The 21,878-nt window shown below is 59.8% G+C and carries 20 protein-coding genes, 1 tRNA gene and 1 pseudogene; 9 read left to right on the top strand and 13 right to left on the bottom strand.

The features are described 5' to 3' along the window. Positions 1-90: 90 nt before the first annotated feature. The 5 genes from AC0L7L_RS02235 to AC0L7L_RS02255 all read right to left on the bottom strand — a co-directional run bounded on the left by AC0L7L_RS02235 (position 91) and on the right by AC0L7L_RS02255 (position 8,089). Positions 91-1,305, bottom strand: coding sequence for a multidrug effflux MFS transporter (locus AC0L7L_RS02235; RefSeq protein ID WP_473511620.1), 1,215 nt, complete (start codon positions 1,303-1,305; stop codon positions 91-93). A 228-nt stretch (positions 1,306-1,533) separates the two neighbouring features. Next, positions 1,534-3,867: a glucose/quinate/shikimate family membrane-bound PQQ-dependent dehydrogenase gene (locus AC0L7L_RS02240; RefSeq protein WP_473513737.1), complete on the bottom strand. Its 2,334-nt coding sequence runs from the start codon at positions 3,865-3,867 to the stop codon at positions 1,534-1,536. A 152-nt stretch (positions 3,868-4,019) separates the two neighbouring features. Next, positions 4,020-5,327, bottom strand: a complete 1,308-nt coding sequence (locus AC0L7L_RS02245) for a DUF2254 domain-containing protein (RefSeq protein WP_473511622.1) — start codon at positions 5,325-5,327, stop codon at positions 4,020-4,022. A 110-nt stretch (positions 5,328-5,437) separates the two neighbouring features. Beyond that, positions 5,438-5,959: a DUF1697 domain-containing protein gene (locus AC0L7L_RS02250; protein ID WP_272210042.1), complete on the bottom strand. Its 522-nt coding sequence runs from the start codon at positions 5,957-5,959 to the stop codon at positions 5,438-5,440. Between the two features lie 15 nt (positions 5,960-5,974). After that, positions 5,975-8,089, bottom strand: a complete 2,115-nt coding sequence (locus AC0L7L_RS02255) for a S9 family peptidase (RefSeq protein WP_473511627.1) — start codon at positions 8,087-8,089, stop codon at positions 5,975-5,977. A gap of 143 nt (positions 8,090-8,232) precedes the next feature. On the opposite strand from AC0L7L_RS02255, the gene AC0L7L_RS02260 reads away from it, so the two are divergent. Then, positions 8,233-8,622 (top strand): DUF930 domain-containing protein, encoded by a 390-nt coding sequence (locus AC0L7L_RS02260; protein ID WP_272210043.1) that lies wholly within the window; start codon positions 8,233-8,235, stop codon positions 8,620-8,622. 47 nt (positions 8,623-8,669) lie between these two features. Here the strand turns inward: AC0L7L_RS02260 and AC0L7L_RS02265 are convergent, their stop codons facing one another. Then, positions 8,670-9,956, bottom strand: coding sequence for an NAD(P)/FAD-dependent oxidoreductase (locus AC0L7L_RS02265; RefSeq protein WP_473511631.1), 1,287 nt, complete (start codon positions 9,954-9,956; stop codon positions 8,670-8,672). 326 nt (positions 9,957-10,282) lie between these two features. Between AC0L7L_RS02265 and AC0L7L_RS02270 the strand changes: the two genes are divergently transcribed. The 6 genes from AC0L7L_RS02270 (at position 10,283) to AC0L7L_RS02295 (ending at position 14,482) form a co-directional block, all read left to right on the top strand. Beyond that, the gene (locus AC0L7L_RS02270) at positions 10,283-10,693 is read left to right on the top strand and encodes a universal stress protein (protein ID WP_272210046.1); all 411 of its coding nucleotides are present in this window, start codon (positions 10,283-10,285) and stop codon (positions 10,691-10,693) included. A 36-nt stretch (positions 10,694-10,729) separates the two neighbouring features. Further along, positions 10,730-11,053 carry a TraR/DksA family transcriptional regulator gene (locus tag AC0L7L_RS02275; RefSeq protein ID WP_272210047.1) on the top strand — a complete coding sequence of 108 codons (324 nt, stop codon included), beginning with the start codon at positions 10,730-10,732 and terminating at the stop codon, positions 11,051-11,053. A 163-nt stretch (positions 11,054-11,216) separates the two neighbouring features. Then, on the top strand, positions 11,217-11,882 hold the full coding sequence (gene trhA / locus AC0L7L_RS02280) for a PAQR family membrane homeostasis protein TrhA (protein WP_473511636.1): 666 nt from the start codon (positions 11,217-11,219) through the stop codon (positions 11,880-11,882). An 80-nt stretch (positions 11,883-11,962) separates the two neighbouring features. After that, the gene (locus AC0L7L_RS02285; RefSeq protein ID WP_272210049.1) at positions 11,963-12,472 is read left to right on the top strand and encodes a lysozyme inhibitor LprI family protein; all 510 of its coding nucleotides are present in this window, start codon (positions 11,963-11,965) and stop codon (positions 12,470-12,472) included. Positions 12,473-12,555: 83 nt separating this feature from the next. Further along, complete coding sequence (locus tag AC0L7L_RS02290) at positions 12,556-12,816, top strand: hypothetical protein (protein WP_272210050.1); 261 nt, start codon at positions 12,556-12,558, stop codon at positions 12,814-12,816. Then, positions 12,782-14,482: a putative bifunctional diguanylate cyclase/phosphodiesterase gene (locus AC0L7L_RS02295; RefSeq protein WP_473511643.1), complete on the top strand. Its 1,701-nt coding sequence runs from the start codon at positions 12,782-12,784 to the stop codon at positions 14,480-14,482. The genes AC0L7L_RS02290 and AC0L7L_RS02295 overlap by 35 nt, the downstream gene beginning before the upstream one ends. Positions 14,483-14,538: 56 nt before the next feature. Here the strand turns inward: AC0L7L_RS02295 and AC0L7L_RS02300 are convergent, their stop codons facing one another. The 3 genes and pseudogenes from AC0L7L_RS02300 to AC0L7L_RS02310 all read right to left on the bottom strand — a co-directional run bounded on the left by AC0L7L_RS02300 (position 14,539) and on the right by AC0L7L_RS02310 (position 18,004). After that, on the bottom strand, positions 14,539-15,573 hold the full coding sequence (locus tag AC0L7L_RS02300) for a Gfo/Idh/MocA family protein (protein WP_473511646.1): 1,035 nt from the start codon (positions 15,571-15,573) through the stop codon (positions 14,539-14,541). A 138-nt stretch (positions 15,574-15,711) separates the two neighbouring features. Further along, positions 15,712-16,417 (bottom strand): annotated as a pseudogene (locus tag AC0L7L_RS02305) (RlmE family RNA methyltransferase). 9 nt (positions 16,418-16,426) lie between these two features. After that, positions 16,427-18,004 carry a Ppx/GppA phosphatase family protein gene (locus AC0L7L_RS02310; RefSeq protein ID WP_473513739.1) on the bottom strand — a complete coding sequence of 526 codons (1,578 nt, stop codon included), beginning with the start codon at positions 18,002-18,004 and terminating at the stop codon, positions 16,427-16,429. Positions 18,005-18,107: 103 nt separating this feature from the next. Between AC0L7L_RS02310 and AC0L7L_RS02315 the strand changes: the two genes are divergently transcribed. Further along, positions 18,108-18,344, top strand: a complete 237-nt coding sequence (locus AC0L7L_RS02315; RefSeq protein WP_473511650.1) for a hypothetical protein — start codon at positions 18,108-18,110, stop codon at positions 18,342-18,344. Positions 18,345-18,391: 47 nt separating this feature from the next. Further along, positions 18,392-18,465, top strand: a tRNA-Gln gene (locus tag AC0L7L_RS02320). Positions 18,466-18,592: 127 nt separating this feature from the next. Here AC0L7L_RS02320 and AC0L7L_RS02325 read toward each other — a convergent pair. The 4 genes from AC0L7L_RS02325 to AC0L7L_RS02340 form a co-directional block, all read right to left on the bottom strand. After that, positions 18,593-18,967, bottom strand: coding sequence for a hypothetical protein (locus tag AC0L7L_RS02325; protein WP_473511653.1), 375 nt, complete (start codon positions 18,965-18,967; stop codon positions 18,593-18,595). A gap of 5 nt (positions 18,968-18,972) precedes the next feature. Continuing rightward, a complete protein-coding gene (locus tag AC0L7L_RS02330) occupies positions 18,973-19,287 on the bottom strand; it encodes a PAAR domain-containing protein (RefSeq protein ID WP_272210059.1) in 315 nt (104 codons plus the stop codon). Positions 19,288-19,395: 108 nt separating this feature from the next. Continuing rightward, entirely contained in the window at positions 19,396-20,277 is an 882-nt protein-coding gene (locus AC0L7L_RS02335; RefSeq protein WP_473511657.1) for a type VI secretion system-associated protein TagO, read from the bottom strand. Positions 20,278-20,280: 3 nt separating this feature from the next. Next, on the bottom strand, positions 20,281-21,876 hold the full coding sequence (locus AC0L7L_RS02340; protein ID WP_473511661.1) for a sigma-54 interaction domain-containing protein: 1,596 nt from the start codon (positions 21,874-21,876) through the stop codon (positions 20,281-20,283). Positions 21,877-21,878: the final 2 nt, after the last annotated feature.

Genomic DNA, 21,878 nt, shown 5'->3' on the forward strand with positions numbered 1-21,878 from the left:
GGGATGAAGGCCGCCGCCGACAACCTGAAAATCCCAAAAATAGGGGGATGTCGGCGCGGAACAAATACGGTTTCCGGTGCGTTCCGGTTTTTATTCGTGCCTTGCGTGCGGTCTCGGGTGCAGCGTGTCGTTTCCGAACCCGGTAAGTGCCACAATTGCTGCCAGCGACCCGAACCCCGCCATGATGACAAAAAGCGGAATGGCCGTACCATCTGCAAATGCGCTGACAAGCCCAGTTCCCAAAGCGCCCAGACCGAAACCGAGAGCACCCGTAAGTGCGGCGGCAACGCCGGCGATCTGCCCGTGGGCATCCATGGCCAGCATGTTGCAATTGGTCAGGATCGCGCCCAAAGCCGTCATGGCGACAAACAACAGCCCCATCATCACCCAGAGCTCAGCGCCGATTGTCAGCTCGATGCCTAACAGGACGATCAGCGAAAGCGCATAGGCCGAAGCACCGATGCGCGCGACATTGCGTGCGCCCAAGGCGCCGATCAGGCGGGCGCCGCCCTGGGCACCGATGGCCATGCCGATGGCATTGAGGCCGAAGGCGACCGAGAACATTTGCGGCGAAAGGCCCTTGAGATTGATGAAAATCGAAGACGAGCCGCCGATATAGGCGAAGAAACCGCCCTGAGCGAGCGCAAGCGTGCCTGCAAAGGGTATGAAATGCGGACTTTTCAGGAGTCTGGCGTAGTGGATGAGGGCGTGTCCAGGCCGGCTGTGTCGGCGCAGTTCTTCCATGCGCGTTTCGGGTACGGCAAAGCGGATGTAGATCAGGGAAAACAGACCGAAGGCGGCGAAGAAGGCGAAGATGACCCGCCATCCCGATAAAAGAATGATCAGGCTGCCGACAATCGGGGCGACAATCGGCGCAAGTCCGGTGATCATCATGATGATTGCCAGCAGTTTAGCGGCGGTCTCACCGGTATAGAGGTCGCGCACCATGGCCATCGAGGTCACCATGCCGACGGAGCCTCCGAGCCCCTGTATGAGGCGCCAGACCAGCATTGAGTTGACGGACTGCGACAGCATGGTTCCAAGCGAACCGAGGATGAACAGGGCAAGCGCGATATAGACCATCGGTTTGCGACCGGTCCGGTCGGAAATTGGGCCGTAGAACAGCTGTCCGACAGTGAAACCGGCAAAAAAGGTCATGACCGAGTAGGAGATCGCACCATCGGTTGTCGAAAGGTCTGCGGCGATCAGGGGGAGGGCAGGCAGATACATGTCGGTTGCAAGCGGAGCCAGCGCAGTAATGCAGGCCAGCCCGACCGCCATGGTCAGCGTATTCACGGTTTTCATTAAAAAGGTCTTTTGATGAACTACGGGACCAGTCATCCGCAAATGAGAAGCGCGGCAGGAATGCCGCGGCGGGCTGGCGGGTTCGTGGGTTGTAAATACCTTTCTGTGATGAAAGTCAATAATCGTCACTTTAATGAGTGCATTTTCCGGCACCACGCATTATTGGACTCAAAAGCAGAAAAGGCGCCGAACAGGCGCCTTTTCACCGGTCTTTGTCGCGTGCCGGAGTCAGCTCTCCGGCAGCTTGTAGGCGAGAATATAATCGCCTGTCTTGGTACCGACGGAGCCGTGGCCGCCAGCGACGATCAACACATATTGTGTGCCGTCCGAGATCTCATAGGTCATTGGCGTGGCTTGTCCGCCTGCGGGAAGGCGGGCTTCCCAGAGCTGTTTGCCGGTGGTCAGGTCATAGCCGCGCAGGTAGTTGTCCATCGCCGCACCAAGGAAGGCGACGCCGCCCTTGGTGATGATCGGGCCGCCAATGCCGGGAACGCCCATCTTGATCTTCAGTCCCAGCGGGTTCATGTCCTGGATCGTGCCGTTTTTGTGTTTCCACACGATCTCGCCGGTCGTCAGATCAGCACCTGCGACATAGCCCCATGGCGGCGCCTGGCAGGGGATGCCGAGCGGGCCGAGCAGCGTGGTGAAGGCCACAGCGTAGGGCGAGCCGTTGTTGGAATTGATGCCTTGCGTCGGCGCACCCGGATCAGTCTTCGGCACCAGCGTGGAGGTGTAGGCCATGTAAACCGGCATTGCGAACATCACCTGACGCTCGGGATCGACGGCGACGGAGCCCCAGTTCAGTGTACCGAAATTGCCGGGATAGACGATGGTACCGTTGACCGACGGCGGCGTGTAACGGCCTTCGTAGTTATACTGTTTCAGCTTGATCCGGCAGGCGAGCTGATCAAGCAGCGAGGCGCCCCACATATCTTTGCCGGTCAGCTTGGGCGGGTTGAAGGAAAGCGCAGAAACAGGCTGGGTCGGCGACAGGTTTTCGCCTTCGAGACCACCGTCCTGCGGGGCCGGAACTTCGGTCACCGGCAGGATAGGCTCACCGGTCTCGCGGTTCAGCACGAACACCTCGCCCTGCTTCGTCGGCATCACCAGTGCCGGCACGGTCTCGCCGTCAATCGTCAGGTCAAGAAGCGGAGGCTGGGCAGGTGCATCCATGTCCCAAAGGTCGTGATGGACGCCTTGAAACACCCATGCCGGTTCGCCGGTCTCGGCGTTGAGCGCGGTGACGGAAGAGGAATATTTCTCTTCCGATGGTGATCGGTTGAGGCCGATCTGGTCGGGCACCCTGTTGCCGAACGGCACATAGATCAGTCCCAGATCGCTGTCGCCGGACATCACCGTCCAGCTGTTCGGCGAGTTCTTGGTATAGGTTTCATCCGGGCCAAGCGGTTCGGTCTGGTCCGGATTGCCGGTATCGAAGTTCCAGACCAGTTCGCCGGTGTCGATATCGTAGGCGCGGATGACGCCCGACGGGCTCTGCGTCGAGTAATTGTCGTTGACCGAACCGCCAACAATAATCTTGCCGGCAATCGCAAGGGGCGCCGAGGTCGAATAATAATAGCCCTGCGTCTTGTAGGGCATGTTGGTTTCGAGATTCAGCGTGCCGTTATCTGCAAAATCCTCGCAGACCGTGCCATCTTCGGCGTTAAGCGCAATAAGGCGGGCGTCCGAGGTCGGCAGGTAGACACGCGTGCTGCAGCGCCCACCCGCGGCGATATCCGGGTCATCATAATAGGTGACACCACGGCAGGTCTGGTGCTGGCGGTTACCGTCTACGGGAACCTCCGGATCGAACTTCCATTTCTGCTCGCCGGTCTTCGCGTCAAAGGCCATGGCCCAGCTGTGCGGCGTACAGACATAAAGCGTGTCATCCACCATCAGAGGCGTGTTCTCATAGGTCGTTTCGACAACGTCGTTCACGCCCTTCATGTCGCCGGTCTGGATCTGCCAGGCAAGCTCCAGATCACCGACATTTTCCGTGTTGATCTGGTCAAGCGGCGAATAACGCTGGCCGCGTTCAGAGCGGCCATAGGCATGCCATTCATCGGCAGGCACGCGCTCGGTCACCGAGGCGTCGGCGTTACGGACGCCGGGAAGCGACCCGCTGATCGCGTGCGGATCGGTAAACAGCGAGATTGCCGCCACGACAATCGATAGTGCTACGGCCCCGGCAAGCGGCCAGGCGCCAGCGCGGGCGGCGGATTTTTGTTCGGGAAAGCCATACTGGTCGCGCAGGATCGGGCGCCGGACCCATGGCAGGAACATCCATAGGCCGAGAAGCACAACCAGTCCGCCACGGGTGCCGAGTTGCCACCAATCGAGGCCAACCTCGAGCAACGCCCATGCAAGCGTCACCAGGATGGTTGCGCCATAGACCCAGTAGGTCAGCGGATTGCGGGTGATTATTAAAAAGGCAGTCGCCAGAAACGCGACGCCGGCGATGAGATAAAACCAGCTGCCGCCCAGCACGATCAGCCAGATGCCGCCACCGCCCAGAAACAGGCCGATGAGCGCGAAGATTAGTGTTGTAAGCACTATCATAATGAAATTTCTCCCGAAATTTGGGCGTGTTTCCGGGTGGGTGGTCGAAATTGAAAAAGTTAAGCTCTAAAAAATACGTCCCCGCCGCCCCGGTATGGTCAGCGCATACGCCGATGAGCATGGAGCGCTGCCTTTTCGGTAACGTGAGAGGAGGGCTATTGTTCCGAGGTGTTTTTCCGGAAGGAGACAGGCGAGCTTGTGTTCCTGCTGCCGGCCGCTCGTTCGATACGTTCTATATCCGATTGAAAACGCAGGGTTTCGAGGGCTCTTGCTACGGTCAGCGTGGCGAACTTGTGTGACATTTCCGAAAAATCCGGGATCGCCGTGTGACCGAGCGCGCGGCACGCATGAAGCAGGTGGATGATCACCTCGGCCATGCCCGCGCCGTCGCGCGACATGGAGGTGAAGGCGGCGTCGAAGAACTCTTCCGCCAAGATCGCCGGAACATGGACGTGCGGATAGCGCGGTTCACGGCCTTGGTCCGGCATCTCTCCGGCCTCCATGATCCGCACCAGATGCGTGGTGACGTCAATTGCTGTTCCGGGGTCGTTGACGGCAGACGACAGCGCACGAAGGGCGATCTGCGACATCACCGTCAGGCCGTAGAGCGGATCCTGCGTGTAGTTGCGCTCATGGCCGATGGTAAATGCCCTGGCAATCTCAGAAACGATCTGCTGATCCGCAACCTTGCTGTCCTGCGGAAGCCTGATGCCGGCAATATGCCGTCCGGGCGCCACAAAAGCGCCGGGGCGTTCCAGAACATAGATATCGGCGTTTAGTTTGCGGGAAACGGTATTGAGGGCTGCCATGTCGACAAAGCAAATATAGCCTGTCTGCGGAGGATCAATGAGCTGAAGGCCTCCGGGCATGTTTCCGTCAAACTGTGTCCCGCCCAGAAACGGTTCGGCTCGGTAGTTGCGCATCGAGGTGATCGCCTGATCCTCGACCTGCTGAAGGGTGCGGCTGACCTTGCCGAGGCGTCCGAGATAATTGATCCAGCGCAGCAGAATGCCGATGATCAGCACGATGACAGCAAGCGTCGCGACAAAAAGCACAAGCCGACCGCCGGTGCCATAGAGATTGGTGTTGAGCGCGATCAGCCCGACCAGGCTGAAGATGAACGAGCCGAGAAAGGTCGAAAGCGCGGATTGGGCCGTCCTGTCCTGAAGCAAGGTTCCGACCGCGCGTGGTGTTGCGCTGTTGGCCGCAGCAGATGACGCCTGCACCACGGTGTTGAGCGAGAAAATCAGAACGGTCAGCATGCTGGAGGCGATGATGGACAGCAGCGAGCCGACAGAATCGACGCCGATGGTTTCGCCCAGGCCTTCGGGGATGTAGGGGTTTAAAAGAATGCCGATCAGCGCCGTTGCAATGCCGGCGACACAATAGATCGCGGCAACGAACCACAATTGCCGCATCACCTGCGACATTACCCATAACCGCCGGGACAACTGAAGTTTCATGGCGCTCTTTCTGTCAAGGCGGACTCTGCCAGACCGATCACAACCGCCAGCAGGTCCGTTTGTGTCGTGTCACCTGACGGTTCAGGCTGGTATCACTAAGGCAATAGCGCTCACCCGGCAACCAAAGCACCTGCCATGGTCTCGAGCTTGCGCAACGTGTTGAGGTTGCGCGCGGTTCCGCTTGAAAGCCCGGAAAGCTTCAGTTTCGAACGGCCCATGCCGTCTGGATAATGAATATGGACCTCGCGGCCGATGACGGCGGCTTGTTCGCCGGCGGGTGCCGTCATGGTTTCCAGCAAGGCCGGATCGAAGGCCTCATCGAAGAAGACGACGCTGACCTTGTTGCCTGGTTGTTTTGAAAAGGGGCAGACGGCGAGGAGGGCGGAAAGCTCGTCATGGGTGCGCAGGAATACGCCCGGTGCCTTGCCCATATGCGTTTCCAGCGTTGTGTTGAGCAAGGCTGCGGCCTGGGCTGCGCCAAGTTGGCTCGAGAACACGACATTGCCGCTCTGGATGTAGGTTGCGACATCCTCGAATCCGACCTTCAGGCAAAGTGCCTTCAGGTCGGCCATGGTGAGCTTGCCGGTGCCGCCGACATTGACCGCCCTCAAAAGTCCAATGAAGACGGTCATCGTCGTTCTCCCGGTTCAGCTTTCAGCCTTGTCCGAAACCTTCAGCGCGAAGGCATATTCGAGCGCAATTTCCTCAAGCCGCTGGAAACGCCCGGATGCGCCGCCATGGCCTGCATCCATATTTGTTCTGAGCAGAATGGGGGCGGTGCCGGTGGTGTTATCGCGCAGCCGTGCCACCCATTTCGCCGGCTCCCAATAGGTGACCCGCGGATCTGTAAGGCCGGCGAGAGCAAGGATTGCGGGGTAGGGCTTTTCTGCCACGTTGTCGTAGGGGCTGTAGCTGGCGATATAGTCGTAAGAGGCCTCCGAGGCGATCGGATTGCCCCATTCCGGCCATTCGGGCGGGGTCAGTGGCAGGGTGTCGTCCAGCATCGTGTTGAGCACGTCCACAAAAGGCACGGCGGCGATGATGCCGGAGAATTTCTCCGGTGCCATGTTGGCAACTGCTCCCATCAGCATGCCGCCAGCGGAACCGCCCTCGGCGACGATATTGCCGTATGCGGTGAAGTTTTCTGACACCAGCGCATCGGCAGCGGCGATGAAGTCGGAAAAAGTGTTTTTCTTGGAAAACATCTTGCCGTCTTCATACCAGGCAAAACCCTTGTCCTTGCCGCCGCGGATATGGGCGATGGCATAGATGAAGCCGCGATCGACCAGCGACAGGCAATTGGTGGAAAACGATGCCGTTATCGAAGTGCCGTAGGCGCCGTAGCCATAAAGCAGGCAGGGAGCCGAGCTATCAAGCGGCGTATTCTTGCGGTAGAGGAGGCTGACCGGTACGAGTTCACCATCTTCCGCTCTCGCCTGGATGCGGCGGGTGACATAGTCGTCTGGATTGTGGCCTGAGGGCACTTCCCGGGTTTTCAGAAGGCTGCGCTCCCGGGTTGCCATGTTGTAGTCGTAGAGCTGGCCTGGCGTCGTCATCGAGGAATAGGAAAAGCGGATCGTGGTCGCCTCGTATTCCTTCGCGCCCTGAAGGCCGAGCGCATAGGCTTCCTCATCGAAGGCTATCGCATGTTCCTCGCCGGTGTTGCGGTCGCGGATGACGATGCGGGGCAGGCCGGCGAAACGCTCCAGCCAGATCAGATGTCCGGCAAATGCCATGTGGGAGAGGATCAGTCGTCCCTGTTGGTGAGGCACGACCTCCTTCCAGTTTTCCTTGCCCGGCGCCGACGCCGGTGCTTCGACGATCTTGAAGTCTTTCGCCCCGCCGTCATTGGTCAGGATGTAGAAGACATCGCCGCCCTCGGTGACGTCATAATCGACCATGGTTTCGCGTTTCGCGATCAGCTTTGGTTTGGCCTTCAGATCGGTCGTCGGGATGATGTGGACTTCCGAGGTCTGGTGATCATGGATATCAATGAAGATGAAATCATCCAGCAGCGAGCCGCCGATGCCGACGAAAAAGCCGGGATCGGCTTCCTCGTAGACCAGCCGGTCTTCGCTCTGCGTCGTGCCGAGGACATGATGGTAGACCTTGGAAGGGCGATGGTTGTCGTCGACTTCGGTGTAGAAAAAGCTCTTACCGTCCGGTGCCCAGACGCCGCCGCCGCCGGTGTTTTCGATCACGTCATCCAGATCATGACCACCATCAAGGTTACGGACCTTGATGGTATAGAATTCCGAGCCCTTGTCGTCGTAGCTCCACAGCGCGTAGGCGTGGTCGGTGGTGTGGAAGAACCCGCCGAGATCAAAATAGGCCTTGCCGTCGCCTTCCTTGTCGCCCTCGAGCAGAACGGTCCGCAGATCCGGATCATGCAGATCGCCGTCGCGCGGGATGCGGAAGAAATAGGGCTGCTCGCCGCCGGTGCGGTAGGCGATGCCGTAGGCATAGGCCCCGTTCTTCATCGGCACGGAGCTGTCGTCTTCCTTGATGCGGCCGCGCATCTCGGCGAAGAGCGTCTTCTGAAACGCTTCCGTATCGGCCATTGCGGCTTTCATATAGGTGTTTTCCGCCTCCAGATGGCTGCGGATGTCGCCTTCCAGAATAGACGGATCCCTGAACATGGCCTGCCAGTTTTCCGCACGCAGCCAGGCATATTCATCGGTGCGGATCTTGCCGTGACGGGTGTCTGTCACGGGTTTCGCTGCGGCTTTCGGCGGGGTGGGGAGGTTCTTGAACTCAGTCACTGTGGCGAGCCTTTTTGTTTTCAGGTCGCCGGAAGATAAGGCGGCGGCCGGAGGACATCAAGCATGTGTCTGCAGACTTGCTACAACCAACAGGTTTGTGCATACCCGAGTTATGTTGTTACGTTTTAATCGGGAGAGTCATCGTGTTCAAACCTGTTCTGGTCGCCGCCCTTGTCCTCATGGCCGGTTCGTCGGCCTTTGCGATCAACAAGCGCGTCGCCGCCGAGCTTCAGCGGCTGGATCCGGAAGAGGAACTTGAGCAGCGCTGCGATGTCGAGGCGCTGTCCCGGATTGACGCCGCGCGCAAGGATATGACCCCGGACAAGGTGATTGCGTATACGTTCGAACCGCCCGTGGTTAAGGGGCATACGATTGATGCCGGAGGAGCCGTGTTCCGTTCACGTCAGCACTGGTATCATCTGGCCTATCATTGCGCGACCGACGACACCGCGCTCAAGGTCAAGGATTTCAGCTTCCGGATCGGGGCCGAAATCCCGCGCTCCGCGTGGGACAGATACTATCTCTATCCGTAAGAGCGTGCGGCCGGTGGAGCGTTTCCGCGCGGCCGCACATCACACGTTTAGTCGAAGGTCACAGCCTTCAGTTTGTCGATCCTCAGCGCCTGCAACGCGAGCTTCTCGTAGAACGGCTCGCTGACGCCGCTTCTCACCTTGCGCAGAAAATATTTCTCGAAGCCAACCTTGGCCGCATGCACCCAGCGGCCTTCGGATGCCCAGTTGACATTGCGCGGCGGGATTTGCGGCTGGGCCACGAAGGCCACGCCTCCATCGCCGAAATCGGCCAGGCAGACGGCGTTCCATGTGGCCTGAACATTCGGTTTTTCACCGGCAATCAGGCGTTCGATATTGGCGACCGTCGCCGTCGCCATGGATTCGATCATGAAGCCGGTTTTCGGCACGCCAACGGGCACGGCTGTCTTGCCGGTCGGCGCAATCGCGACACAGACGCCGATGGCGAAGATGTTTTCGAAGGTCGGGTTCTGCTGATGCTTGTCGATGGGAACGAAGCCGCGCGGATTGGTCAGCCCCTCGATCCCGCGAATGGCTGAGACACCGCGGAAGGCGGGCAGCATCATCTTGAATTGCGCCGGCAATTCGTGGCGTTCCTTGACAGCGCCGTCTTCGGCGATTTCTTCGGCAATGACGCTATCCGCTGTCATGTGGTCGACGCGGGCGTTTGTGATCCACTTGATGTGACGCTCGCGCAGTTCGCTTTCCATCAGTCCCTTGGTGTCGCCAACGCCGTCGAGGCCGAGATGGCCGATATAAGGTTCTGGGGTCACGAATGTCATGGGGACGCGGTCGCGCACCTTGGCGTCACGGAGCGCCTTGTCGAGAATGAACGCGAACTCGTAGGCCGGGCCGAAGCATGAGGCCCCCTGAACGGCGCCGATGACCACTGGTCCCGGATTTTCGACGAGCGCGTCGAAGGCCGATTTTGTTTGCGCTGCATGGCCTGTTTCGCAGACCGACTGCGAAAACCCGGAGCCGGGACCGAAGCCCTCGATTTCATCAAAAGCCAGCTCCGGGCCGGTTGCGATCACCAGATAGTCGTAGTCGACCGCGCTGCCATCGGTCAGTTCAATCCGGTTTTCAGACGGATGCAGCTTTTCCGCCCCTTCTGGCCTCAATGTGATGTTCCGTTTTGCAAACACCGGCGCCAGATCCACCTGAACCTCTTCTTCCGTGCGCCAGCCCACCGCCACCCAGGGGTTTGACGGCACAAACGAATAGACAGATCCTTTGTTGACGACGGTGACCGTGTGCTCCCGGCCGAGCTTCTCGCGCAGTTCATAAGCGACAATGGTGCCACCAAGACCTGCTCCCAGTACCACTATGTGTGCCATATCTTCCTCCCTTAAAGGACCGGATCTGCCCGAACGCGTATATGGCGAAGGCCGGATCCTCAATCACTGCCGCTCCCAGACAGTGACAATTCATTTATAGATATGTATTATTATGAAGATACGCAATAGCGTATATTAAACTTGTTACTTGAGGGTTGCGTTGCTGACAGGAAATTAACAAACGTCAATCATGGAATTGACCTTGATCAATGCGGGCGACCGCGCGCGGGGGGACTGTCGGGGCAACAAGTCAATGACCCGGGCCGCTGCAAATGCGCCGAAAGGCGGGATTTCGCCTAATTGCGGGACCGGGAAAGGAGGAAGCAATGTTTAAGAAAATCATCGTGCCGGTTGATATTTCCGTGCTCGACAAGGGGCTCGACATTCTGAGCAAAGCCAGTGAGTTGCTCGACCCGGCCGGCCAGATTGTGTTGCTGCATGTGGTCGAGGAAATCCCATCCTATCTGGCAATCGATGTGCCGGTGGATTTGCTGGATAGCGCCGTTGAGGATGCGCGCGACAAGCTTCAGGAACTCAGGTCCCGGGCCGGGGTGGATGCGGAAATCGAACTGCGCACTGGTCCGCCGGCACGTGAAATCTTGGCCTGTGCCAAGGCATATCAGGCCGATTTGATCCTGGTGGCCTCGCATCGGCCTGATTTCTCGAATTACCTGATCGGCTCGACAGCCGATCGCGTGGTTCGCCACGCCGCCTGTTCCGTTCTCGTTCGTCGCTGACCTCAGCGCCGGGCAGGTGCAAGAAGGGATGAAACCATGGACACGATGCACTACAAGGCTCTGCTGGAAGCCCGCAAGGCCGAGATACTGACACGGCTTCAGAAGATCGATACCGATCTCGGCCGGACCCGCAACCCTGACAGTCAGGAGCAGGCCGCCGAGGCCGAAAACGACGAAGTGCTGGAGGAGTTCGGCCATGTTGGCTCGGATGAAATGAAGGCTATCGATGCTGCGTTGCAGCGCGTCGCGGATGGCACTTTCGGTGTCTGTGTTAAATGTGGCAACGATATCGCGGAGGAAAGGCTTGAAGCCGTGCCTTATACGCCGTTCTGCAAAACATGCGCGGCCGCACTGGGCTAGAGCTGTCTCACGGCTCGATATCGGTCGGCGAAAGACTGCACATCGCCGTGCGGTCTTTCGCTGATCGCATTTTGAGGTTAGGCTAGATGCGTAGCCGGTGTTATCCAGAACCCGGCAGCGGTATCGCATGTTATGCTCGAAAAACGCGGAGCCTGGCACTCGTATGAAGCAATTCGCACGTCGCGACAGCCCATACGATCTTCCCGAACTGATTGCTGATGGCATTGTCCATGGTATCGGCGTCGTGATGGCGCTCATTGGAGCGACTGTGCTGATTTTTTATGCCGTGGTCTGGACGAGCGCAGCTCAGATTGTCGCCGCAGCTATCTATTCCGCTGGGCTGATTCTGACGCTCTCGATCTCGTTTTCCTACAATTTGTGGCCGCCGAAGGCCGGTCGCAGCAAGGCCATCTGGAAGCGGCTCGATCACAGTGCGATCTTCATCCTCATCGCCGCCACCTACACGCCGTTTCTTCAGCGGGGCCTTGCCGATCCTGTCATCATGTCGCTTCTCGTCGGCGTTTGGGTGATCGCAGCACTCGGCATTGCGCTGAAAGTGTTCTGGCCGGGGCGGTATGACCGGCTGGCCATCCTGCTCTATCTGGCCATGGGCTGGAGTGGCATTCTCGTCGCTAGGCCGCTTTTCCCCTTGCTGCCGCTCACGACTTGTATTCTCATCGTAATTGGCGGCGTGATTTATTCGGCCGGTGTGCTATTTCACATCTGGGAGCGGTTGCGGTTCCAGAACGCGATCTGGCACGGGTTTGTGGTTGCCGCCGCAGCCGTGCACTATGCGGCGGTGTTGACCTGTTTCAGCCTGACAGGCTGAGGTCTGAGGCAGGGTGGTGCTGGAAACGGCATGGCTGGGATCGCGAAAGATACGGAAAACAACGCATCAGGGAGAGAAACATGCAGATTGCAAAAGCTTTGACGGTCGCGGCGGTGCTGATAGCGTCACCCGCATTGGCCGAGGACGAGGTGATCTACTCGGATGATCTAGTGTCGCAATGTGTAAATCTCGCAGAAACCGAAGTTGAGATGCGCGCCTGCGCCGGTGTCTCTGCGCAAGCTTGCCAGAACGCATCGGACTACGGTTCCACCACCATCGGCCTGCAGGAGTGCTCAGCGCTTGAAACCAAGTTCTGGGATAGCTGGCTGAACCGGACCTACCGCGAGCTTCAGGCGCGCGCCAAAGCGGCCGATGCCGAGGCTGTAGATGATCCGCGCGCAAATGGAGAGATTGCCGAAAGCCTGCGCGACATGCAGCGTGTCTGGATCAATTTCAGAGACGCGACCTGCGAATTCGAAGCCAACCAGTATCAGGGCGGAACCATTGCCGGGCCGGTCTATGCCGGTTGCCGGTTGTGGATGACAGCCGACCAGGCGATCTATCTCGACCACTCGTGGCCGACTTATTGATTTGACGTGCAACTGGTTGCTCTGGCCATTGGTCCTGAAGCATCCTATGGCCTCGGACCGCGCTTACAGCCAGAACGTGAACCATGTTTCTGGTGAAATTTCAGGATGTGCTGTATTTTGACCGCTTTCCGCTGTTCTGTTGGGATTGGGTCGGAAAACGGTCAAACGGCAAAGCCGGGTTTGGTTCGGTCCGTGGTGGTTTTAGTGGTGTGGCGGCGGGTGCCGTGCCTCCATTCTGCGGGGCAGGCAAGCCCAACGGAAGCAGATTGAAGACAGATTTGTCGACGAGAGACATCCCGGAGATCGCATATGTTTTCGAAAACGTCTATCAGCGCCACCGTTGAAAATCTCGAGTCGGTTTTAAATGCCGTGCCGTTGCCTGTTCTGATCAAGGATCGCAGGCACCGGATCGTGGTGGCGAACGATGCCGCCTGTGTTTTTTTCGGACGGACGCGGGAGATGCTGCTCGGGTCCTTGGACGAACAGTTGCCGGATGACCAGAGGGCCGTCTTCTGGAAGGTTGATGACCGGGTATTCGAGACGGGAGAGCCGAACGAGAACGAAGAGGTTGTCACTGACGCCAAAGGTGATGTCCACGTCATCGTTACGCGAAAACGGCTTGTTGAACTCGACACCAACGAGGGGAGGCAATCGTTCATCCTGGCCATATTGTCGGATGTAACCAATATCCGGGAAGCCGAGGCGAGGGCCGCCTATCTCGCCGAGCATGATCCGCTAACGGGGCTTTCGAACCGCAACCGCCTCACCGTCAAGCTCGCCGAGGTTATCGCCGCCTCCAGCCGCTCTGATGCCAAGGTTGGCCTTTTGCTTCTGGATCTCGATGGCTTCAAGCAAGTCAACGACCAGCATGGTCATGTTGCGGGCGACGAACTCTTGCGGGTGGCCGCCCGACGCATGTCCGGCCATGTCCGCTCCGGCGATACGGTTGCGCGAACCGGCGGCGATGAGTTCTGCATCATACAAGCGGGTATCCAGCAGCCGAACGGCGCTTTCGCGCTGGCGGAGCGTCTCCTGCGGGCCTTTGAAAAACCCATTGTGATCGGCAAGATGCGGATCTTTATCTCTGCATCCATCGGCATTGCGCTTTATCCTGATGATGCCGCGGGTGAAGAGGAGCTGTATCACAGTGCTGACATGGCGCTCTACGCGGTCAAGCGTTCGGGTGGCGGCGGCTATCTTCGTTTCGATCATCCCGCCGGTAAACCCGCGTGGCCGCAATGGGATATCGAAAAGGAGCTTCGCGGGGCGATTTTACGCGGAGATCTCTCACTCGCCTACCAGCCCTTGTGCGGCGGGGTGGATTCGGCTGTTGTCGGCTATGAGGCGCTCGCCCGTTGGAACCATCCCGAAAGAGGTGAGATCTCGCCGGATGTTTTCATCCCTGTTGCCGAAAGGATCGGCATGATTCGCAAGCTCGGCACCTGGATTCTGGAAACGGCATGCCGCGATGCCGTGATGTGGCCGGAAAATGTGCGCGTATCCGTCAACATCTCATCAGCGCAGCTTGAGGATGGACGTCTCGTTGAAATGGTTCGGCAGGCACTTCGCGTCTCAGGGCTTGCGCCAGAACGCCTCGAGTTGGAGATCAAGGAATCCGCGCTTATCGGTGCCACAGAAATCATCACAGAAACCTTCTCTGCGCTGAAGAGAATTGGCGTCCTGCTGGCGCTGGACGACTTTGGTGCCGGTACATCGTCGATGTCCAGCATCCAGCGCATGCCGTTCGATCGCATCAAGATTGATCGTAGTTTTGTCTCCAGCCTTGCCTCCGATGCCCGTTCCGTTGCGATCATTCGCGCAATCCTGGCAATCGGCAGGGAGCTTAACCTGTCAGTCACAGCCGAAGGTGTGGAAGATGAAAGCCAGTTGGTTGCGCTCCGGCATATGGGCTGTCCTGAACTGCAGGGATTTCTCCTCGGGCGCCCTGAGCCGCTTTCGAAGGTGAACGAAATCGCAAAGCTCACACAAGGGCTGAAGGGAACGTTCTGACGCCCGCCTCCGGTTTGGTCAGGCTTCTGTGCAGCGTGCAGCCTGTGCGGGACGCTTCAAAGCGTGACGGCCTGTCCTTCTTGTGACGAGCGGGTGAGGGCTGCGATCAGCGCGTGGACGTCGAGGGCCGCCCGGCCGGAAACGACCGGAGGCCGGCCATCTTCTATGGCTTCGGCGAAATCCTCGATGATTGCCTGATGCCAGGCATGGGTAAATGCCATCGGATCCGCGCCCCCGCCGGTGGTGGCTGCTTCACCAAATTGCTGGTTCTCGCCGTTGCGCCAGTTGATATCGACCAGACCCGATTGCAGGCGGACAGAGGCATTCTCAAAGTGAAACAGAATGCTCTCAGCCGTCCCCGGAAAGCTGGCGGTACTCGCGACCAGCGAGCCGCAGGCCCCGTTTGCAAAATCAAGTCCGGCGCAGACGAAATCCTCTGCTTCCATCCGGTGCAGCCGCGATGTGCGGGCCATCGCCTGCACCCGGTTGACCGGCCCGCAGAGCGAAAGCGCCAGATCGAGGGTATGGATGGCCTGGGAAATCAGCACGCCGCCGCCATCGCGCGCATAGGTGCCACGCCCGACTTCGTCGTAATAGCTCTGCGGTCGCCACCAGGGGACCGCGATTTCCACAACGCCGATCGCACCGAATTTCCCGTCGACCATCAGCGTTTTGAGATGCTGAGACGCTTCGCGCATGCGGTGCTGAAAAACCACGCCCAGCGGCACGTCAGCCCGCTCGCATTGCTCAACGATTGCGGCCGCCTGCTCCAGTGTCCGCTCGATCGGCTTTTCCATCAGGATCGGTTTGTTCACATTGCAGAGCGCCTCCACAATGTCGGACCTTGAATCGGGAGGCGTGCAGATGATGACAAAGTCCATCATTTCGTCTGCAGCAAGCGCCTCAAGGTCGCTGTAGCAGACCGGCGCCGGCGCCCCATGGCTCTCAACATAGGTATCGCAAAAGGCCTGCGCGCGTTCCGGCCGCCGCGACAACACACCGTGCAGGACGAGTTTATCGCTGGCCGCGATCGCCGCCGCGTGAGTGCTCGCGACCATGCCCACACCGATCAATGCAACCCGTGCTACCATCTGTTCAGCCTCCACCTTGATTTCTGTCTGGCGACAATCAACAATTTTTCCCCCCGGTCGTCAAACCGGTGTGATTTTCATGCCCCTTTAGAACACCTGCAAAGACCGGCACAGCCTCAGGCAGAAAGCACGGCGTTCTCAGCCGTCCGTCTTCCTGCCCTTGAAGGATTTGGCGAGCAGAAACATTTCCACCGATTCTGAACGTGATGCTGCCGGCTTGACGTGAACCACCTGCTTGAAATTCTGTTTGAGCATTGTGAGAAGGTCCTGCTCCGCGCCGCCCTGAAAGGTCTTGGCCAGAAAGTGCCCGCCTTCGGCCAGGGTCTCGACGGCAAAGTGGGCGGCCACCTCGCACAGATACATGGTGCGCAGGTGGTCTGTGCGCTTATGTCCCGTGGTCGGCGCGGCCATGTCCGAGATCACGAGATCGGGCGGGCCGTCCAGCGCTTCGCGCAGAAGCCGCGGTGCTTCCTCGTCCAGAAAGTCCATCTCAAAGAACTTCACGCCGGGAACCGGGGCCATCTCGAGAAAGTCGATCGCAGCCACCCGGACTTCCGTGTCGGTGGAGCCGGTGACCTTGGCGGCGATCTGCGACCAACTGCCAGTGTGCTGCACCCAGATCGATGATCCGCCGTGCGCCCTTCAGGATCTGGTGCTTCTCGTCGATCTCGAGGAGCTTGTAGGCCGCGCGGGCGCGAAAGCCCTCGGTTTTGGCGCGCTGGACATAAGGGTCATTGATATGCCGCTCAATCCAGCGCCGCGACGAGGCCTTGAGCTTGGTCTTCTTGACCTTCTGGCCGAGCTTGCGGCCGACTCGGACTGGTTTTGCGGGTGTTTTGGCCATGGTGTCTTATCAGTCCCTGGTGTCGTGGCGTTGTGGGTGAGGGCGATTGAAACCGCCCCGTCGGCGCTTCGCGCGCCACACACCGTCGCGCATCATCATGTCGGTCAGGATGCCTTCGCGCAGGCCGCGATCGGCAACGCGCATGCGCGGGGACGGCCAGCGGCGGCGGATTGCCTCCAGAATGGCGCAGCCAGCGAGCACGAGATCGGCGCGGTCGGGGCCGATGCAGGGATTGGCCGCCCGTCCGGCAAAGTCCCAGGACAGCAGCTTGTCCTGCATCGCGGAAACCTCGTCATTGGAGAGCCAGATACCGTCGACCTTGCGCCGATCATAGCGCGGCAGATCAAGATGAACGCCGGCAAGCGTTGTCACTGTGCCCGAGGTGCCGATCAGATGAAACCCGTCGTTATCAGCGTTCCCTTCGATATCCGGGCAGTGGAAATCGCCGAGCAGTGCTGTCACTTCGGCGACCATATCCTCGAAAATTGCTGGCGTCACATTATGCCCGCCATAGCGTTCCGAAAGGGTGACGACGCCGACCGGCAGCGAGGTCCAGTGCGAGATATTATTGGCGAGACGCACGGAACGGTTTTCGCCCAAACGGATGACGGCGATTTCAGACGAGCCGCCGCCGATATCGAAAAGCACGGCGGAGCGAGTCTCCCGCCCGATCAGCGAGGCACAGCTCGAGACGGCCAGGCGTGCTTCGGTCTCGCGGTTGATGATTTCGAGTTCGAGCCCGGTTTCGCTGCGCACACGTTCGAGAAAGGCGTCGCCATTATCGGCCGCGCGGCAGGCTTCTGTCGCGATCAGCCGCATGCGACGGACCGAGCGCCCCTTCAGCTTTGCCGCACAAAGGCCGAGCGCTTCGACCGCGCGGTCCATGGCCTCGGGGGAAAGACTTCCCGTCGCCGCCAGCCCTTCTCCAAGCCTGACAATGCGCGAAAACCCGTCGACCACGCGAAACTGCTGGTGCCGCGTGGGCTGGGCGATCAGAAGCCGGCAATTATTGGTGCCAAGGTCAAGCGCGGCATAAAGCGTGTTGCTGAAATGTCGCTGGTTTGCGGGCTCGTTCCGGCTTGACGCAGCCTGCTCACGGCGGGTGTTGTGCGGTGCTGCTTTTGCTGTCGCACCGGCACCAGCATCTCGCTTTCTTGCAGAAGAAGGCGGATTGCCGGGGGATTGTTGTTCGCTGGGTTGCTGCTGTTCCGAGGCGTTGCCAGCAACGCGCACATGTTTGCAGCCGTCGACACCAAGCGGCCCCTTGGTATGGGCCCTGCGCCGCCGTCTACGCTTCTTCTGCCGTGCAGCGGACGCTTCATTATCGTGCTTTTCGTCTGGCGTGTGGCCGCTCGGCGTTGCCTGTTGAGCGACACCGTTCTCGTTTACGCCATTGCCACCGCCTCGGCGCTTGCCGCGGCGGCGCTTGCGTTTACGTGGAGCGGCTTCGGCTTGCGGCAAAGACGGATCACGGCCGGACTGCGGCGCGGAACCGTCATTGACTGCGGGCACTCCGGCGGCGGCATTTCTGCTGCCCTTCCGGGAACGGCGACGATGGGCTCGCTTGCCCCCGCCGCCTTTTGCCAAGCGCGCCCCGCCATCAGACAGCTTGTCGCTGTTTTGGGGGTCTTCCACTTTTCAAATTCCATTACACCGCGCAAGCTGTCACCCAAAGAAGGTCGCTCGCAACATGGTGCTCAATCGTTTTTCAGTTGGCGTCATCATAGCAGTGGTGGGAGACAAGGCCAATGCCTTTTCTTTTGTCTGTATTTCAACGCAGTGCTGCCAAAAACACCTGCCGGTGCGTGCCTCGAACGCAAATTTCGCGGTCTGTGTGCCGGCCTCTTCAGGGCGCGAAGGGGCTTCGCCGGCGGCTGGTGGCCGTCGACCGGAAAATTTTCAAAAGCCTCTTGGCAAGCCGGGGTGATTCTGTTTATAAGCCCACACACTAACTGCGCGCTTGTCGCCGGTCGTTGGGGAATAGGTTAACGGTAGACCCACGGACTCTGACTCCGTTAGTCCTGGTTCGAATCCAGGTTCCCCAGCCATTTGATTTCACAACGCATTCTCAGTTTAGATAGTAGAACAAAGCGGCTCAGTTGGACGTTCGTTTGGGGAATTCTGTTCCCGCTTCGAGCTTTCTGATCGCGCTTTCGGCCAGTCTGTGATCCCGCTTCAGGTAGTGCGAATCGAGGATAGAGCGGACCTGTCGGAGAGAGAGCTCGCTGATGGTCGCGATCTCCGCTCGCGTTTGCGCACGCTGTTTTCGCCGAAGGGCCAGTAGATGTGTTCATCCGTCAGCGCGTGGTGATAGAGATCGACAAGCCACGGCCCGCTTGCCTGAAGGCCCGGATCGTCGCTGAGCCAAAAAGGGCGGCAAGCGAGGTCGGCATTTCTGAGCTTCGGGAAGATGCCCTGGACGCAGGCGCCGTCAAACACCGGCCATAGACGCGCGTCCGGCTTTGCCGTGATCGCCCGCAACGCCTTGCCAAGCTTTTTGCGCGCTTCAGGCGTCACCGCATCGGGGGCTGGCGCGGGATCGTCAACCACGGCACTCATCCTTCATGCCCGGACTGGCGCTGTCTGCCATGGCGAGCGGGCAGGATGCCGAGCCGCCTCAGCCGATGGCATCGCCGAGCCCGACCGGCCGCGCGGCCATTGATGAACACGGTGGGCGATCCTGCGGCAAGGGCGCGGCCATAAGCAGGGGCCGGGCATGTTGGGCACCCATGGGCGGCGTAGCTGTCGCCGACGTGCATGGCGGGCTTGCCGTTGATGACGTCATCGCCGCTGCCACCGGTGGCCGGCGCCGGCCGATAGTGGCAGCCATGGCCGGAGCCGATATCGCCCTTTCTGTGGGCTGGAGGCATGTTCTTTTCCTCAGCCTGGATTGTTCTTTCTCTACTTTTGCTCTTTATGGTTGCTCATGAAGTACGGTCAACACAAAGAAAGTCCTTTCATGCAAAGGCCCGCCAAACTCACCACTGGCAGGCACGCCGCAGCGGCGGCAGCATGTCTGCGAGATTGCCCATTTCGAAAAGGAGGGCACGATTTTCATTACCGATGCCGAGCGATATCTGGATGCGCGGGGCGGTGCGCCATCGGGTAATGTCGGCGATGCTGGTGAGGCCGCGGGCGTTCATCAGCACGGTGCCATCGGCGATGGCCTGCCAGGTTTCGGTTTCCGGCCGGCCGCTCGCCGTTCTGATTTCGATTGCGTGGGGACCGAGCGAAAGAGGTTGCGGCAGGATCAGGCGTGCAGTGGTGATATTGGCCTCGCATGACAGCATCAGGATGGCGCGGTTGTCCGACCCCATTGCATCCGAGGGCGGCGTTTCCGGCATGGTCAGGTAGATGTTGGTCGTGCCCGGCTGAAGCAGGTCGCCGGGGATTTGCGCGGCGTAGATGGCTGCGCTCTTTTCCGGCAGCGCGCCGTTTTCGGTCGGCGGCGGCGGGGCCGCTGGGGCTGCGGCGGCTTCGGCCATCAGTTCCGGCAAGGTCAGCAGACGGTTGGAGCCGACCCGTGAATAGCGAAACTGCCAGCCGTCATCGCCTGCCGCCCGTGCCCGTTCCATCGCATGCGCCAGAGCGGCGATGGGCGTTTTTTCCTGCGAAGGCGGTGCAGGCGCATCGGATGGCGAAACGCCACCGGAAAGCACTGACATCGGCGTGCCCAGCAACTGGTCGAAACAATCGAGCCGGTTCAGCCGGTCGACGGTTTGCAGGCAGGTTCCGAGCCCCGCCTTTGGCACCGCCACGGTCTCCGCTGCCGCCGCCGGGTGAGCGGCAAGCAGAAGGCCGCTTATCAGTGAGAGCAGAACCGGCGTTTTCATATCGAACCTCGTGTTTGTGGCGGTCATCGCTCAGACCTCCTCCCTCTCCGTTTCGGTTATGCTCTCGTCACCGGCGCAAATGCCGTAGCGCGCCAGTTTTCGCGACAGCGTCCGGCGCGGAACACCTAGAGCCAGCGCCATTTCCGCCTGATTTCCGTGGAAGCGACGAAAGCAACGCGCAAGGATATTGGATTCGGCCTTGCTGACCATTTCCTTAAGCCCGCCTTGATCGGCTTCTGCGTTATCGGGTGCGTCGATCGCAGCAGAGGCAGCGCCGGCAAGCAGCGAAGCATGCGCCTCACGCACCTCTGCCAGAGAGATTTCGCCCTCGTCGCGGGCCAGCAGCACGCAGCGGAGTAGAAAATTCTGCAGTTCGCGCACATTGCCGGGAAAGGAATGGGTCTGAAGTTCGGCCATCGCCTCGGCGGTGAACGTCTTCACCGGCTCGTCTTCGCGAGCTGCAATCTCGGCGAGGAAATATTGGGCGAGATAGGCGATATCGCCCTCGCGTTCACGCAATGGCGGAAGCTTGATCGCAAGCTGAGCGATGCGGTGATAAAGATCGGCGCGGAAGGCTCCCTCGCCAATGGCGGCCTTGATGTCGCAATGGGTGGCGGTGATCAGTCGGAAATCGACATCGTGCTCGATGTCGGCGCCGAGTGGGCGCAGCTTCCGCTCCTGAAGCACTCGCAGCAGCTTGGCCTGAAGGGCGGGCGGCAGGTCGCCGATCTCATCGAGAAATAACGTGCCGCCATCGGCCCTCTTGATCAGGCCCTCGCGTGCGGCATCGGCGCCGGTGAAGGCGCCTTTTTCGTAGCCGAACAGCTCGCTTTCCATCAGGCTTTCCGGAATGGCGGCGCAGTTTTCGGCAATGAAGGCTTTCGCCTTGCGCGGCGACAGGCGGTGCAGTGCGCGGGCAGCCAGTTCCTTGCCGGTCCCCGTTTCCCCCTCCAGCAGCACGGCGTAGTCGCGGCCAGCATAGCGCGCGATCTGGCTGCGCAGATTGGCCATCTGCGGCGATTGGCCGACTAGCCTTTCGGCAAGCGCGTCGTCGAGCCGCTTCCAGCCGTCCTCGGCGCGCTTGCCGGTCTGGTCGTTGGTCCGGTTCGCAAAGGCATCAACCAGTGGACGCAGCGCAAGGAAGGCCTGAAACAGCCAGGATAGAGCTGTGGCCTTTTGCGACAAGCCGGCATCGAGTAGCGCGCGCACATTGAAAAAAGCAATACCCGCACCTGGGTGGAAGCCGTTTTGCGCGTCCTCATTGAAGCGGGAATCGAGCCGGAAGGCCAGCAGGCGGCCATGAGTTTCGAACAGGCTTTTGCGTAAGGCCTCGTCGTCGCCGAACGTCGCCTTACCATGGCAATAGGCATTCTGGCGCTGCATGGCGAGGACGGCTGCCGGCGGTCTCCTGTCCAAGCCGAGGGCAAGCTGCGGTAACCGGTCGGTCGGCATCGTGCTATCGCCGGCAAGCGGCATCAGCACGCGCCCGGTCGCGTCAACGGCATAGACCGCCATGCCAATGGCCGGCTGGATATCAAGCGCCGCTTTGATGAATTGACTGCGCAACTGGCCATCGGTGCGCGCCGTCATCATGCGCAAGCCTGCCTCCCCGATGTCGTCAGCCACAG

It is taken from the genome of Martelella sp. K41-7, assembly GCF_055808365.1.